At 51.6% G+C, this 15,774-nt stretch carries 16 protein-coding genes; 9 read left to right on the top strand and 7 right to left on the bottom strand.

The window, feature by feature from the left end:
• Positions 1–9: 9 nt before the first annotated feature.
• From BLP53_RS07975 to BLP53_RS07955, 5 genes are all read left to right on the top strand, one after another.
• Complete coding sequence (locus BLP53_RS07975) at positions 10–1,308, top strand: YhjD/YihY/BrkB family envelope integrity protein (RefSeq protein WP_091471633.1); 1,299 nt, start codon at positions 10–12, stop codon at positions 1,306–1,308.
• 97 nt (positions 1,309–1,405) lie between these two features.
• On the top strand, positions 1,406–2,911 hold the full coding sequence (locus BLP53_RS07970; protein WP_091471632.1) for a tetratricopeptide repeat protein: 1,506 nt from the start codon (positions 1,406–1,408) through the stop codon (positions 2,909–2,911).
• A gap of 573 nt (positions 2,912–3,484) precedes the next feature.
• Positions 3,485–5,563, top strand: a complete 2,079-nt coding sequence (locus BLP53_RS07965) for a bifunctional diguanylate cyclase/phosphodiesterase (protein ID WP_091471631.1) — start codon at positions 3,485–3,487, stop codon at positions 5,561–5,563.
• Between the two features lie 56 nt (positions 5,564–5,619).
• Positions 5,620–6,888 (top strand): OmpP1/FadL family transporter, encoded by a 1,269-nt coding sequence (locus tag BLP53_RS07960; RefSeq protein WP_091471630.1) that lies wholly within the window; start codon positions 5,620–5,622, stop codon positions 6,886–6,888.
• A gap of 119 nt (positions 6,889–7,007) precedes the next feature.
• Positions 7,008–8,483: a porin gene (locus tag BLP53_RS07955; RefSeq protein WP_091471629.1), complete on the top strand. Its 1,476-nt coding sequence runs from the start codon at positions 7,008–7,010 to the stop codon at positions 8,481–8,483.
• Positions 8,484–8,563: 80 nt separating this feature from the next.
• Here the strand turns inward: BLP53_RS07955 and BLP53_RS07950 are convergent, their stop codons facing one another.
• The 5 genes from BLP53_RS07950 to BLP53_RS07930 form a co-directional block, all read right to left on the bottom strand.
• A complete protein-coding gene (locus BLP53_RS07950; RefSeq protein ID WP_091471628.1) occupies positions 8,564–9,223 on the bottom strand; it encodes a pyridoxamine 5'-phosphate oxidase family protein in 660 nt (219 codons plus the stop codon).
• Positions 9,224–9,352: 129 nt separating this feature from the next.
• Entirely contained in the window at positions 9,353–10,696 is a 1,344-nt protein-coding gene (locus BLP53_RS07945) for a diguanylate cyclase domain-containing protein (RefSeq protein WP_091471627.1), read from the bottom strand.
• A 346-nt stretch (positions 10,697–11,042) separates the two neighbouring features.
• Positions 11,043–11,207, bottom strand: coding sequence for a DUF3309 family protein (locus BLP53_RS07940; protein WP_091471626.1), 165 nt, complete (start codon positions 11,205–11,207; stop codon positions 11,043–11,045).
• A 182-nt stretch (positions 11,208–11,389) separates the two neighbouring features.
• Positions 11,390–11,824 carry a DUF6496 domain-containing protein gene (locus BLP53_RS07935; protein WP_091471625.1) on the bottom strand — a complete coding sequence of 145 codons (435 nt, stop codon included), beginning with the start codon at positions 11,822–11,824 and terminating at the stop codon, positions 11,390–11,392.
• Positions 11,825–11,880: 56 nt separating this feature from the next.
• On the bottom strand, positions 11,881–12,312 hold the full coding sequence (locus tag BLP53_RS07930) for a CBS domain-containing protein (protein WP_091471624.1): 432 nt from the start codon (positions 12,310–12,312) through the stop codon (positions 11,881–11,883).
• Positions 12,313–12,531: 219 nt separating this feature from the next.
• On the opposite strand from BLP53_RS07930, the gene BLP53_RS07925 reads away from it, so the two are divergent.
• The 3 genes from BLP53_RS07925 to BLP53_RS07915 are packed head-to-tail and all read left to right on the top strand — an operon-like array spanning position 12,532 to position 14,423.
• A complete protein-coding gene (locus tag BLP53_RS07925) occupies positions 12,532–12,711 on the top strand; it encodes a hypothetical protein (protein ID WP_091471623.1) in 180 nt (59 codons plus the stop codon).
• Between the two features lie 22 nt (positions 12,712–12,733).
• A complete protein-coding gene (locus BLP53_RS07920; protein WP_091471622.1) occupies positions 12,734–14,011 on the top strand; it encodes a cytochrome P450 in 1,278 nt (425 codons plus the stop codon).
• Positions 14,001–14,423 (top strand): HhH-GDP family DNA glycosylase, encoded by a 423-nt coding sequence (locus BLP53_RS07915; RefSeq protein ID WP_218119030.1) that lies wholly within the window; start codon positions 14,001–14,003, stop codon positions 14,421–14,423. The genes BLP53_RS07920 and BLP53_RS07915 overlap by 11 nt, the downstream gene beginning before the upstream one ends.
• 40 nt (positions 14,424–14,463) lie before the next feature.
• On the opposite strand, the gene BLP53_RS07910 is transcribed toward BLP53_RS07915, so the two are convergent.
• Both BLP53_RS07910 and BLP53_RS07905 read right to left on the bottom strand, forming a co-directional pair.
• Entirely contained in the window at positions 14,464–14,763 is a 300-nt protein-coding gene (locus tag BLP53_RS07910) for a hypothetical protein (protein WP_091471620.1), read from the bottom strand.
• Between the two features lie 2 nt (positions 14,764–14,765).
• Complete coding sequence (locus tag BLP53_RS07905; protein ID WP_091471915.1) at positions 14,766–14,918, bottom strand: DUF3309 domain-containing protein; 153 nt, start codon at positions 14,916–14,918, stop codon at positions 14,766–14,768.
• 234 nt (positions 14,919–15,152) lie between these two features.
• Here BLP53_RS07905 and BLP53_RS07900 point away from each other — a divergent pair, with 234 nt between their 5' ends.
• Complete coding sequence (locus BLP53_RS07900; protein WP_245652719.1) at positions 15,153–15,635, top strand: DUF421 domain-containing protein; 483 nt, start codon at positions 15,153–15,155, stop codon at positions 15,633–15,635.
• Positions 15,636–15,774: the final 139 nt, after the last annotated feature.

Raw genomic sequence — 15,774 nt, 5'->3', positions numbered from 1 at the left:
TATCCGTTGATGTCGATCAATATTCTGCGGCAAGTAAAGCGCCCCTGGGAGGCACTCAGGCAGCAGCTGATGGCCTATGCATACTCAACACCTTTATTTGTGATCAACACCACGATGAGAGGCGTCAGCAAGCACAGGCTGATGGGGCTTTCTGCCGCGTTATCCTTTTATGCCTTGTTTGCACTGATCCCGCTGATTATCCTTATCTTCTTTTTAATCAGCCACCTGGTGTATTCCTCTGATTACGCCATTGTGGAGTTGGCCATACTCACCAGTAATTTGTTACCGGAGTTCAGCCAGCGCATCATGATTGAGGTATATAACAACACGCAAACCAAGGCAGCCTGGGGCGCACTCGGCTTTATCATCCTGTTATGGACCATCACGCCACTGGCAGCAAACATGCGCTCCAGTTTTTACCTGATTGCCAGCCGCTACGATGTGCCCTCGTTCTGGAGCAAGAAATTTCGCGACATCATGGCAGTACTTGGCGTATTACTGGTTTTTTTCCTCTATACCGCCGCCGGGTTTGTACTGGAATCGGTGATTGTATTCCTCGCGACCCACCTGCCATCCTCTTTCACCAATATCGTTGGCGGACTGCTCTCGTTGCTCCTGACCACGGTACTGATTGCCGGCTTTTACAAAACCTTCTGCCCCTTGGCCGTGCACTGGCGCCACTTACTGTTATCCGCATTCTTAACTGCATCCGTGTGGTTACTGATGCGTCCGGCCTTCGGTCTGTTCCTGAGCATGAATAAAAACTTTGGCGCGGTGTTTGGCAGCATGAAAGCCATGTTTGTATCGATCAGCTGGCTATATATCAATTTTGCCGTGTTCCTGATCGGCTTTGAACTGATGGTCACTCTCAGGCAAAAAGATGTACTCCTGCTTAAAGGCTTGTTTGATGACATGCCGAACCAACAGCACTATTTGCAGGCGCTGATGTACAAATATGGAAAAACCTACCCGCAAGGCAGCTATGTTTTCAAGCAAGGCGAGGCCAATCATCACTACTATATGGTGACAGAAGGCACCTTGCACCTGACCCAGCGCCTGCCGGATGCGTCGGAAAGAACCGTACGCATTGTACAGACAGGAGATTTCTTTGGTGACATTGCCCTGTTTTCCACACAGCCGCTGTATGCAAGTGCAACCGTGGTCTCGCCACAGGCGTCCCTGATTGAAATTGACACAGAATGCCTGGAAAACCTGATTCAGGAAGAGCCCGGCATTGCGGTGCGCCTGCTGAAACAACTTTCCAATCATGCGCAAATCAATGGCATGCTTCCCCTGGCCAGCGCATGACGCTGCATTTGAAGAATCATTTGCGCCAAATCAAGGCAGGCATTGCAGAATTACCCTATATGTTACAAAATTGTAACCTTCGAAGAAACTCCGCATCATGGCTACCCCTCTCCCACAAGAAATCAATACGCTGATACAACAGCTCAACAACCAACAATTCGCCAGCGTGGCAAAACGGGCGGGGCAGCTTGTGGCGCAATATCCACGCGAATTTGTGTTGCACCATCTGCTGGCACTGGCGCTGGATCAGGGACAGCAATATCCGCAAGCCGCACAGGCCTATGCACAAGCATTGAAGCTGCAACCGAATGCGGTGGAGCTTTGGTTCAACTATGCCATCGTGCTCACACACCTGAATCGGCTCCCAGAAGCGGAACAAGCCTATCGCAAAGCGATCGCACTGAACCCGCAGTTTTTTGAGGCGCATGGCAACCTGGGCACCTTGTTACAAAAGCAGGGCCGCCTGGATGAAGCCATTGCGAGTTACCAGCAGGGTCTGCGCATACAACCGCAGGATGCACGCGGCCATTTCAACCTGGGCACGGTCTTGCGTGATAAAGGCCAGTTGCCAGAAGCCGTCCGCAGTTACGAACAGGCGATTGCGCTGTTTCCCGATTACACCGACGCCTACAATAACCTTGGGGAAACCTGGCGCGACCAGGGTGATATGGCCAAAGCGGTGCAGTATTACCAGCAAGCCTTGCAACGCAATCCGCAACATGCGGTTGCCAATTACAATATGGGAGAGTTTCTTTACCTGGCAAAGCGCTTTGAAGAAGCGATCCCTTACTTCCAGGCCTCCCGGCTGGATGACTGGCAATCCAGGGTTTTATACTGTTTATACCAGGCAGGAAAATTCGAGGATTTTAAACAGCTACGCAATGAAGTCATGCAGCAAGGACCGCATACGGCACCATTTATTGCGACCTTATCTACCCATTACAGCCTGAACCATGGCGAAGCAGACCCCTACCAGTTCTGCCCGGACGGACTTGAATTCGTCTATCACCGGCGCATTCCCGAACTGGCACCAGGCAGCCCGTTGCTGGCAGAGCTGCTGGACAACATTGCGCAGGCAGACATCGCCGAGCGCAAACAGGCTCGGTTGACCAACGGCAAGCAATCGGCAGGCAATTTGTTCAAGCGCCCGGAAGCAGCTTTCCGTACTTTAGGTGAACTGGTCAAGCGCGAGTTCAAGTTGTACCGGCAACACTTCCAACAGGCATCATGCGCATTGATCACGCACTTCCCGGAAGAACTGGAATTCACCAGTTCCTGGTATGTGAAAATGCAGAACGGCGGCCACCTGGATGCGCATATCCATGAAATCGGCTGGATCAGTGGGGCAGTCTACCTGGCGATGCCCACCACTGAAGACCAGAAAGAAGGAGCTTTTGAATATGGTACGCACGGAGACCAGTATCCAAAATTACAGGACAACTTCCCCACCCGTTTCATCAAGCCTGAAGTGGGTGATATTGTACTGTTCCCTTCCTCGCTGTTTCACAGGACCATCCCGTTCAATGCAAACGCGGAACGTATTTGTGTCGCATTTGACTTGAAACCCTCCCCACACCTGCAAACCGCACACAGCCAGTATTGAAGTGACTGCCGGAAACGGCTGCAACACACGCCGGCGCAGCATCGCGCCACTTCATAAACATATACAGAATTTATCAGCTTTCCGGATTGTAGATTTTGTGGCAAACGGTATGATATTCCCCTATCAGCGCTCGTTGTCTGCACCTGTTTCCCGTGTATGGCCGGTGGCGCTCCATGGTGACATCACAAGGGAGCTCAGTTTCACATGCAATCAATCGTGTGCAAGAGGCGGGTATTATCGGTGCGGCATGCTATCCACACGCCCTGGTCTTGTAATATCCCTGCCGGGCGTGCAGCCTGCCTGAACCTGTTTAGCCTGTCATCACAAAGAATACGGAATTTTCAGCGCCTCCTGCGGTCACTGAAAGCAGCCACTGACGTTCACCGCTCAATCTGCGATATGCCCCACAAACACTGCTGCAACTGCAACAGCGCATTCAAGAAGAAACAGTATTCACCGTTATTCATGTTGGTAACCGGTTTTCTGTCTATGCCCGCATTGTGTTATGGGCGGCATGGTGTTTGATACACGACGAATGTAACTGGCAATCAAGATCATTACCGGTTAATTTATATGCTGACACTGTTTCGCAACCTGAAAATCGCTGAAAAATTACTGCTGACGGAACTGGCCATGACCTTAAGCATGCTGCTGGTGTTCAGCATATTCGCCCTTGGCAACCACTATCACAACCTGCGTTCACACCTGACACAAAATATTCTGCTGCAAATGAATGTAGTAGGCACATCCATTGGCCCCGCCGTGATGCTTGGCGAGCTGGGTTCTGCCGCCAATACGCTGGCCCCCCTGTCAGATAACGAGAATATCCGCACCATCATCCTGCTGGACCAGCAACAGCACACGCTGGAGAGCCTGCATCCGCAACATGACCCCATGACTTCCGCCTGGCAGTGGCTGTACCCTTTTTTCAGGGACATGGAACTCAGCACGCCGATCTCCGTGGATGAAAAAACAGTGGGCACCCTGCGCGTCATTATCAAGCAGGAGCAGGTTGTCGACATGCTGGTGAGCTTTGCCTGGTCCAACACAATTGCCGCCATTGCGGCCGCCTTATGCGGCTATTTCATCATGTGGCGCCTGAACCGCTATATTGTGGATCCTATCCACGCCCTGCAAAGATTCGTCAGCAATATCACGCAGAACCATCATTATGACCAGCGCGTCGCCGTCACCAGTGATGATGAAATTGGCCTGCTGAGCAAAGACATCAACAATATGCTGGAAAGCATCAACCAGCGTGATATCCGGTTACAAACCGAACTGGACCATCGCAAGGAAATTGAAGAAAAACTGCAATTCCTGGCGCACTATGACAAAAACACCATGCTGCTCAATCGCCATGCATTTGAAGAAGCGATCACCAAGAAAATCACCACACAGCCGCCGGATGAGCGCAACCATATTTACCTGCTGCTGCTGGACCTAGACCGTTTCAAAATCGTGAATGATTCCTTCGGGCACCCGACCGGCGACAAACTGCTGCAACAGGTCGCCCACCGCCTGCGTGGTAACCTGTCCCAGGAAGATGCCATTTTCAGGCTGGGCGGCGATGAATTCGCCATCATCATTGATGCGTCAGGACACAGTACCATTGAGCAGGTCTGCAAACGGGTTATCCAAACCATCTCCTCGCCGTTTATTGTCGATGACCATGAAATTCATATCGGTATCAGTATCGGTATTGCCACCCTGCGGCCGGGGTTCGACTCCAAAATCGAAGTGATGAAAAATGCCGATATGGCGCTGTACCAGGCGAAAGATGCCGGGCGCAATACGTACCGTTTCTATAGCGAGGAAAATGAAACCAGCACTTCGGAACTGCGCACCCTGCGCGAAGAGTTGCATTTCTCCCTGCAAAACCAGGAGTTGGAGTTGTATTACCAGCCCATCATCCATACCCAGTTACTGAAAACCATTGGTTTTGAAGCACTGCTCAGGTGGCGTCACCCGACCAGGGGCGTGCTCACGCCCGACCAGTTTATCCACCTGGCAGAAGGTTCCGGGCTCATCATCAGCATTGGCGCCTGGGTGATCCACCAGGCCTTGAAGCAACTGGCGATGTGGCAGCAGACGTTTGACCAGGACCTGTTCATGAACGTCAATATTTCCTCCCGTCAACTGGATGACGACAGCCTGTCAGATACTATCCGGCATGCACTGGACTTTTACCAGGTGGCACCACGCACACTCAACCTGGAAATCACCGAATCCATGGTGATGCGCAATATTGAATCTGCCAAGCATATTCTTTATGCCCTCAAGCAACTAGGTATAGGCATTGCCATTGATGATTTCGGCATCGGCCACTCTTCCATGAACTACCTGAAACAACTGCCAGTCGATGTGCTTAAAATTGACAAGCAATTCACGGCAGGCATTCCGCATGACAAAGTAGATATCGCTATCGTGGATGCGCTGGTCGCATTAGCCGTCAGCCTCAACCTGAAAGTGGTTGCCGAAGGGGTGGAGAATGCGATTCAATTCGAATACCTGCAATATAAACTCTGCCATCATGTACAAGGCTATTTGTTCAGTGCGGCATTATCCGCGAGCCAGACCACGGCATTTCTGGCTGATTTCCCGGAAAGTATTCCGGCGGTCTTCCGCAAGATAATGCAGCCGGAATCATAATCAGTTGTTACCATTAAGCATTTAAAAAAGAACGATCACGCAGTTAAGGGGGAGTTATGTCACGTTTTTCATCACCATTAGTGATTGGCCTGGCTTTGTCAGGCTACCAGTTAAGCAGCCAGGCTGCCGGCTTTGCCTTGTCCGAACAAAGCGGTAGTGGCATGGGCAACGCCTATGCCGGTGCGGCAGCTGTGGCCGAAGATGCCAGTACCATCTTTTTCAACCCGGCTGGCATGACCTATCTTGAGGGCAGCCAACTGGTGGGGGCCATGCATGCGATCAAGACATCGGGTGACTTTGACAACCAGGGTAGCACTGCAGCCGCTGGCCGCTCTTTAGGCGGCGAAGGGGGCGACTTCGGCAGTTGGGCATTTTTACCCAACCTCTATTACAAACAAGACCTGACAGAGCAACTGAAGTTTGGTATCGGCATGGGCACCCCTTTCGGCCTGAAAACCGACTATGACAAAGGCTGGCTGGGCCGTTTCCAGGCTGTGAAATCTGAGCTTAAAACCGTTAACATCAACCCTTCGCTGGCCTGGAAAGTGAACGAGCAGTGGTCACTGGGCTTCGGGGTTTCTGCCATGTGGGCAGAAGCTGAACTCACCAGCGCAGTGAACCTGGGTGCAGGCGGAGAGTCTTCGATTAAGAATAAAGGTAAGGATTGGGGCTTCGGCTACAATCTGGGGGCCATTTACCAGATCACCCCAGCTACCAGGTTAGGATTGGCTTACCGCTCAAAAGTAGAGCAACACCTGAAAGGGAGTGCCCACTCCCCTTTCACTGGATTAAATAGTATCCCTGGCTCTACCTTAAATACGGATATCACAGCAGACCTCACCTTACCGGAAACACTCTCTCTCAGCAGTTTCAGCCAGTTAGATGATCGCTGGGATTTACTGGCCGATATTACCTGGACGCGCTGGAGCCAGTTTAAAGAACTGACCATCATGCGCGACAACAGTACCGACACGATCCTGGGTTCGACCCTGGAGCACTGGAACAATACCTTGCGTTATTCGGTCGGCCTGAATTATCGTTATTCCCCCACCCTGAAACTACGCACCGGCGTCGCTTACGACAATGAAGCGATTGACAACGAACATCGCACCGCCCGTATTCCGGGCAATGACCGTATCTGGTTATCTTTTGGTGCCAGTTGGCAATATACGCCCGCCACCAAACTGGATTTCGGTTACTCGCACCTGTTTATCAAGGATGCGAATATTGATGATGACCAGCGCGCCACCGGTAAAGGCCTGATTGCAGGCCAATACCAGGGAGATGCCAATATGTTAAGCCTCCAGCTGTCCCACCAGTTCTAGCGCGCTGCTCTCTACCAGGATTTGACAGCGCCTACCTGCAGGATAGCCCTTATAACCAGAAGGCATAGTCATTAAAGATTAACCATCCATTTCCAGCCAACTCTCAGCAGAGAGACCATATGACAAAAAAACACTTCACCAAACTTGCATTACTATCATTAGCCATCACGCAGGTGGCCACTGCTTATGCGAAGAACCCGGACCAGCCTTCCAACAAGGATACGCCAGAAACAACGCCTTCTTTTCTTGCCAGGTTCATGCAGGACGACAACCCGCTACGCATCGATTTCAATATGGGCGACCATCCGGCATATGCCCAGGTTTACGGCGTGATTGATATTGCCCTCTCCAGCATCAACCACTCATTGCCGAGAAACTATACGTTATCGAATAACTTTTATCCTTATGCCGGGGCAAAAGTCACCAGCAGGGTAACCTCCAGGACTAACTGGGTGAATGGCGGTTTACAAGACTCCCGCCTGGGGTTACGTGGCGAAGTTGCGCAATTGAAATGGCGGGATAATGACTTCAAGTTTGTCTACCAGTTTGAAGCCGGCTTTAACCCGCTGACCATGAAGCTGCATGATGCCGCACAAACGCTGGCCGATAACTCCGGCACCCGCGCCAACTCCAGCGTGAATGGCGACTCATCCATGAACGGTGAACTGTTTACCCGCCAGGCATGGATAGGGTTGGACGGCAACACATTGGGGCGCGTATCTTACGGCACACAATATAACCCGTTCTTTGAAATTACCGCCACTTATGACCCTAACAATAAAACGGATACATTCTCTCCCTTTGGAGAAAGCGGGGCCGTGGGTGGCGGTGGTGGCATTTCGGAAAACGCCAGGCTGAAAAACTCGATCAAATACGACAATACCTACGCAACCAATGGTCGCGGAAAATTGAATTATGCCGGCATGTACCAGTTTGGCAATGCTGCAGGCAGCGCTCACGGCAGCGGGTTCACTGCACAGCTGGGCTACGAAGAGGCATTGTTCGGGGTCCAGTTGGCCTACAATAAATTTACCGACACGGTCAAAGCCGTCACTGCCCCTGCCGGGAATCCATTAGCCAACGATACCATCGCAGCCACGCTCTACAACACTGAAGCCGCCCTACTCACCTTGAAATGGACGCCCAGCCAGGACCTGAGAATCTCCGGCGGCTGGGAATGGTTCCAGCTCAAGCCTTCCTCAGACAAATCCATCGACTACCATAACCTGTGGGGGCAAACGGTATTTAATGGCGTGGCGACTTCCGCCCTGAAACCGGGCGAAAAACAGGATAACCATGTCACGTTTATCGGGGCCAGTTTTGATTTTTCACAACGTTTGCCGACACTGGCAGGGCTAAGTACCTCCATTGGTTTTTACCAGACCCAGTTTGATGCCATTGATGGCCCGACGATTTCCACGTCCTCAGAAGGAAAGATTGATACCTGGACATCGATTATCGATTACAAATTCAACAAGCGCTTTGACGGCTATATGGCTTATACCACCAACCATTTCTCCGGGGACAAATACCCCCGTGCCCAGAATTATCATGAAGTCAGCAATATAGGTGCCGGCCTGCGCCTGCGTTTCTAAGGCTAAGTGCGCGTAAAAAGACTATCTTTGCCTGGAAGGCAGGCTCTCCACAAGCGGTGGCAACTGTGAATGGGGAGTCCTTATACATCGGGGGCGCCTGCCTTGATTTTTTCCACCCAGTCTTCCACCTGGATAAACCCTGCTGCCTGTGCTTTTTTCGCGTCGGACTCAGACAAGACATCCTGCATGAACTCAAAGCGCTTCCACTCAGCCAGCGGTGTCTGGCACTGCTCACCCGGCACGTAACGGGAATGGCTTTCACGGGTGTAGCGATGAATGTAGCGCGGGCAATTCTGCCACAATTCTGACAACGTCACCTTGACCACGAACTCGGCCTCTTGATACAACGATAGCCACGCCGGATCCCTGGATACACTGCTCACCCCTTGCAGCCGGATACGGTGCGGTTTGTCAAATGCAATAAACAGCATCCCAATGTCAGCATTGCCGATCATATTGCCGACAGACAACTGCATGCCGTTACCGTTGTAAAACGGAAAAATCAACGTTTGCGCATCCATGACTTTGACAAACCCGGGCAAGCCGCCCTTGTAAGACACAGTAGGCCGGCCATTGTGGTCAACCGTCGACAGGAAAAACATATCCAGCGACTCAATAAACCCTTTGGCATCCGCATCAATTTCAGTTTTACAGGCGATCTCTTCAATTCTGTCTGCCAGCTTCCTGGTGTCCTGCTCATCCTGCACCTGGCGATGTACTTCCCCAAACAAGCGACTCATGGTTTCCCTCCATCCTCTGTAACCTAACATATCTTGCACGCCTTTATGCAACAGAAAAAGCCCGCGCGAAGCAACCTTATGGCAGTCACGCAGCGATACCGCACTTTTCCGCCTTTTCTGCCAAGCATCCTATTGCCAGAAGCTATAAGTATTACGCCCTTTCTGTTTGGCATGGTAGAGCGCAATATCCGCCTGCTTGGACAGTTGTTTTAACGACACACCTGCAGCGGGGTCAAACAAGGTCAATCCTATACTCAGATGTACGGTCACTTCCTGACCATGGATCAGCATCGGCTTTTTAAATACCTGTAGAATTTTGCCGGCAATCTTGATCAGGCTTTCCCGGGAATGCTGGTCCTTCACCACAATCACAAATTCGTCGCCACCCAGCCGGCTGACCGTATCCACATCGCGGATACTGGCTTTTAGCGCATTTGCCACCTGTTTAATCACTTCATCACCGACATCATGCCCATAGTTATCATTGATGCTTTTAAAGTGGTCGACATCCAGCGCCATCAGGCCAAACATTTTATTGAAGCGCTCCGCCTCTGCATGCACATAATTCAAGCGGCTTTCCAGCAACCGGCGGTTGGGCAAACCGGTCAGACTATCCATCAAGGCACCTTCAGACAGGTAATAACGCTCCTTGGCGAAAAGATAAACAAGCCAGCCGGCCAGTATACTGAGCAGCAAACTTAACAGGACACCAAACCTGCGGTCACGCAAATCATGGATCTTCCTGTTCTCGATGGCCCACTCCCATTTGCCATTGGGCACGATGCTTTCCTGGATATAAATATGTTTCTGCTGGAACAATGCCGGATTGCCATAAAACACATGCCGGTTATCTGCCGTTCTGATCGCAAAATCAAACTCCTGGCGCTGAACAGTCTTAAAGGTATCCTTTAAAAAAGCATCGGTATCAATGACCGTTGACAGCATGCCCCAATACTCGCCATCAATAAAAATGGGAAAACGGTAAATCATGCCGCTGCCGCCCTGCATCAGGTCTAGCGGGCCATCCAGCACGCCTTGCCTATGTTGAATCGCCAGCTTTACCTTGGGCCATTGCGCGGGCACCTCACGGTAATCGACACCGAGGATTTTTTCATTGGGTTTTTCAGGATACACATACCGCAGTTTATAACCGACGGCAATCGCCAGGTTTCTGACATGGCGTGCCTGTATCCAGAGGTCAGCCAGGATGGCCTGCATTTTGTCGGTCTCCAGCGTATGCCGGTAGACCTTGATAAAACTGGATAGACCGTTCGAGATAAATAACAGTGAGTTCAGTTCACGATCCACCTCTGCACGCAGGACGCTCCCATACGCCGTTGCGTCCAGGTAAGCGTTACTCTCATCCTTCTGGCGTTGATATTCGAACAGGGAATACAAAAATACAAAAGCGATCAGTGCTGCCACCAGGGCGATCAGCTGGCTTTTCAATTTTTGGTTGGCTTTATATTGCACTGCCTGACTCTTCCTTAAACGACTCACCCGCTACAGCACTCACCCATGCTGCAACAGTAGCATGCTCCCTGTATACAACTTAATCAAGCGTCCACCCTCTCTGCAGCAGACCCATTGATGAAGATATGAATCAGTGTTGCCCTATTCATACATAGATGATTTGACCATATTTATCGCAACAGAAGATAACTTTGTCGCCAAACCGCCAGGGAAGTGGTATTTGCGTGGAATACTTAAAGGCAGTAAGGAACAGAGGAGTGATGGCAGTCACAAGCCGTGCGCGCCACGATAAAAGAATGGAGAAATGGCGTGTTTGCAATCAATAAGCACTGACAGTCGCTACTATTTACAGGTCGATAAATCCAACCATAAACGCCATCATCACCAGTACGGCAATCACCAGGCCCAATACCCTGCCAGGATGATATTCCCCTCCCGTACTGTACACATGTGTACGGTATGCACCGATTAACGCCAGGACAAAAAGCACAATTAGCAAGGTACTAAGCATGACATTCTCCTGCAATCAATCCATTCACTCGCGGCCTGCCTGTTGAGTGATCTGGCTATTGAATAATGGTCTAGAAGTGGAAGTTAATCATGCAGATTAATGAAAAAACACTCCAGCCTTGCCAGGCTGAATTTCTTGTAGGAATGCTCGGACACTCCCGTTCTCCGCCCCTAGGCGTGGCCCTAAGATGTCTGCTGAAGTTTGTTCCGTTTGCGTGTTTGTGCAGCTTTCTTTGCGGATTGACTACGCTGTTCGGCAGTACGCTTGGCGGCGCTTTCGTGGCCTTGTTGTGATAAAGCCGCTTTCGATACACTTGTTTTGGACTCCTGACGCAAGACATGTGTGGTCGCGGCAGCGCGTTTGGCTGAAGGCGTGGCAGAGTGGCGTCTGGAATGAGCCGTTTCTTGCGGGGTATTGGGAGGTGGCGGTAAATCCACCCCCGCTTTACGTGCTTTGGATAAGCCGATGGCGATGGCCTGTTTGGCAGAACGCACCCCGTGTTTGCCTTCGCGCACGTGCCTGATTTCTTCGCGCACAAACTCTCCCGCCTGTGTGGTGGGCGCCTTGCCCTCCTTCGCGTCACGCTTCGCGCGGGCGATGGCAGATTTTTCCGGCATCCGATCCTCCTTTCATGATCCAGTTCTACTCAGTACAGCAGTCTATAGCCTCATGGCTAGAGATAAGCATCCGTGCCCACAGGTTGAGAAATGGAACTCAGGGCGGCACTAGCACAGTCTTCTTCACTCAGGGACAAATCCCCCAGCGAAACAATCCCGACCAGGCGGTTGTCACGGTCTACCACAGGCAACCTGCGCACCTGCAAGTCGCTCATATTACGTGCCGCTTCCTCTACCGATTCATCGTCATGGATATATTTGACGTCGGAAGTCATCACATCCCGCACTTTGCCCTCCAGCGGCGAAACGCCTTGCGCGACAGCCCGTATCGTAATATCACGGTCAGACAGCATGCCGATCAGGCGGTCATTTTCCCCGACTGGCAACAAGCCGAAATCATACTCATCCATCAACCTGGCCGCGCTTTGCAAACTGTCAGTGGGGGCTGCCACCCTGACATCACGCGTCATTACCTCGCTAATATTCATGGTAAAGCTCTCCTTCATTGCATTGCAAAAACCCAGACTACGCCAGAGGGATACGGCAGGCTGTCGGTAGCGGGAGGAAAGCAGCGTAGGAATTTCTACAGGGCATTTCCAGGCAAAACGGCAGGGAATTCTGACAGGACTATCAGGCAATACCCGATAAAAAGAGCGGTGCGGCAGACGTATTGTGGACGTTTTCATGGAATTGCAAAGGAGCTCCACATGCCGTGTATTTCTACTCACCATGCAGTTGATTATAGTTTCGCCCAGCCACACGAAACCACGCATCCGGTATTTCCAGAAGAAAGCCACAAACCGGTGAAACCCGATCCTGATACGCCTTACCAACCGACCGAGCCGGATGAGCCGGACGTCCAACCGGAAATTATCGGGGATAACTGAAGTGATCAAGGACGATTAGGCGTTGGCTACTTTACCGCAGGATCCCGCGCTGGATAGTGCGTTCTCACTATTGCGGCACGGTTACCGTTTTATTTCCGGCAAATGCCGCACATTGCATACCGACGTGTTCAGGACGCGTTTGCTGTTGCGGCCTGTCGTGTGCATGCAAGGCGCAGAGGCCGCCCGGCTTTTTTATGAGCAGGACAAGTTCCTGCGCCACGGTGCCATGCCGGCCAGGATACAGAAAACCCTGACAGGCGTAGATGGCGTACAAAGTCTGGATGGACAACCCCACAGGCACCGGAAACATTTATTTATCCGGCAACTCATGTCCCCCGCCAGGATTGAAGCACTGGCAACGCTGCATCAGGCACACTGGCATGCGGCCATGGCACAGTGGCCGCTTAATCGCCGCATGGTCCTGTTTGACGAGGCACAAAAAATATTGTGCCAGTCGGTATGTGCCTGGGCAGGCATACCTTTGCCCGCAAGCGAACTTAATCAGCGTGCACAAGCATTCGGGCGGATGATTGATAGCGGTGCCCGTCTTGGGCTGGCCCACTGGCGGGGACGCCGGGCGAGAAAATCTGCTGAGCAGTGGATCAGCGCAGAAATCAAGAAAACCAGGGCCACAGGCCCGGAAAACAGCGATAGCCTCTTGCAGGCTTTTGCCTGGCATCGCGATGAACAGGGCCATTTGTTACCGGCAGGCGTCGCAGCCGTGGAACTGATCAATGTGCTACGCCCCACCGTCGCCATTGCCCAGTTCATGACATTCAGTGTTCTCGCCCTGCATGAATACCCGTATGTCCGCGCACCACTGGAAAGCAGCCATCCAGATTACCTGGACTGGTTTGTACTGGAAGTACGGCGTTTCTACCCGTTTTTCCCTTTTCTCGCCGCGTATACGCGCCAGGCATTTACCTGGCAGGGATTTGAGTTCCAAAAAGGCATGCTCACCCTGCTGGACATTTATGGTACCAATCATGACCCGCGGTGCTGGTACCAGCCTGACACATTCAATCCGGAACGTTTTAGCAACTGGCCCCAGGATCATTACACCTTGCTGGCCAATGGCGGGGCGACGTATGAACATCACCACCGCTGCCCTGGCGAATGGATCACCCATCGTTTAATGAAAGTCATGGTGCGCTTTCTGGTCGATAACCTGCACTATGAAATACCGGCGCAGGACTTGAGTTTCTCCCTGGCAGACATGCCTGCATTACCCAAAAGCCGCATGATTATCCGGCCGGTTGCCTACCAGCCAGTCCCAAGAAAGGAAATGCATGATGCGTAAAAAAATCAGTGCAAAGGATCTCAATATTAAAGTGGACTCCGGCAAGGAGCAGGCACTCTTTAAATGGTTTCTTGCCAGCTACCTGTTCGGCCATCGTATTTCACAACAGATTGCCGTACGGACATGGCAGGTGTTTATGGATAACGGGTTGACCTCCGCACAGAAAATAGCCGGCCAATCCTGGCAACATCTGGTAGATCTGCTGGGAGAAGGCCATTACAAACGCTATGATGAATCAACCGCCCGCAACCTGCTGGAAATGGCAACCTTTCTCCAAATCCGCTACCAGGGGAAGATTTCTCACCTGATTCAAACGGCTGACAATAAAAACGCCCTCAGCGCAAAATTGCAGGAAATTAAAGGCGTGGGCCCTAAAGTCAGTGAGATATTTTTAAGGGAAATCCGGCTATAACCGCCTTAACCCCTACTCCCTCTTGCGCCTGCAACCTGCATTAGCAGGCAGCGGTATAACCGGCTTCAGTAAGCCGGAAGGCCTCGCCGAGAGGGGTCAGCCATTCCTGCATTTTGGCATAAGCCAACCCCTGCACCAGATCTTGCGGACTCCGCTGCTTCTCATACCATATCGCACTCAGTTTGCTCGTTAGCAGCGACTCGCCAGTCAGCAATTTGAAATGATGGACAAAAATCCCGACTAGTAATCGCGCGTCCGCTTCAGCGGAATGGAATGTATCTACAGCGGTGTCGTGGTTGGGTACCGCCTGGTTGAGTTGTGTTTCAGTTTCCACGTGCATGTTTACTTCCCGCTGATGGCCAGCACGATTAAAATAACCAGCACCAGTCCCAGCCCGCCACTTGGGTAATAACCCCAGTTTGCGCTATAAGGCCATGTTGGCAAAGCGCCGATTAAAGCCAGTATCAATACCACCCACAAAACTGTACCCAGCATCACGACCTCCTTGATCAATCGGATTATCAATACATCGAAGAACAAAAATGCGCCTGGCCCCATCATCTCGCGTTGCCAGGAAAGCGGCTAGACCACTCGTGCTGAAACGCTTGTAAGAATGTCCAGACAAGCATGCATCCTCAGGCATTTCCTACACCGGTTTACGCCGTATCCGATAACCCTGCAGAGGGCTTTTTTGTAAGATGCAGATACCCTTCTAGCAGGTAGCCGGAAATGGATCTTTCTGTATTTTATTTAACCGTTCCCCTCTGGGAAATCATCCTGCGTGGCACTATTGTTTTCTGGTTCCTGTTCCTGATTTTTCGATCCATCCTGCGCCGCAGCATGGGTGATGTCAGCATTGGTGATTTCCTGTTCGTAGCTATCATGGCCGATGCCTCGCAAAATGCCATGAGTGGCGATGCAAAATCGGTGGCAGACGGGTTGGCACTGGTATCCGTACTAGTCTCCTGGAATGTGCTGATTGACTGGCTCAGCTACAGAAGCCCATGGGTCAGGAGAATCATGGAAGCACCGCCGATTGTGCTGGTGTGCAATGGTATCCTGCAAACCAGAGCCATGCGGCGGGAATTTATTACCAGGGAAGATATCATGGCAAAGCTGCGGGAAAGCGGCATGGACAACCTCGCGGATATCAAACAAATGCAGCTGGAAACAGATGGCCAGATCAGTGTGATTCCCGCAGATAAAACATGATCTCTTACCGCTGACCCTCCCTCAAAATCACCGGTTGGCACGGCCCAATAGCCGGGTGAGCGGCCATAAAGAATACATAAGCCTGCAGCCGGTAAAATTACGTTAGACATCTATCGCATCAGGCGTTAGAGTATCTTCG

It is taken from the genome of Methylophilus rhizosphaerae, assembly GCF_900100975.1.
In the GTDB taxonomy this organism is placed as follows: domain Bacteria; phylum Pseudomonadota; class Gammaproteobacteria; order Burkholderiales; family Methylophilaceae; genus Methylophilus; species Methylophilus rhizosphaerae.
Note: the sequence above shows the minus strand (reverse complement) of the source record. Positions and strands in the feature narration are given on the sequence as shown.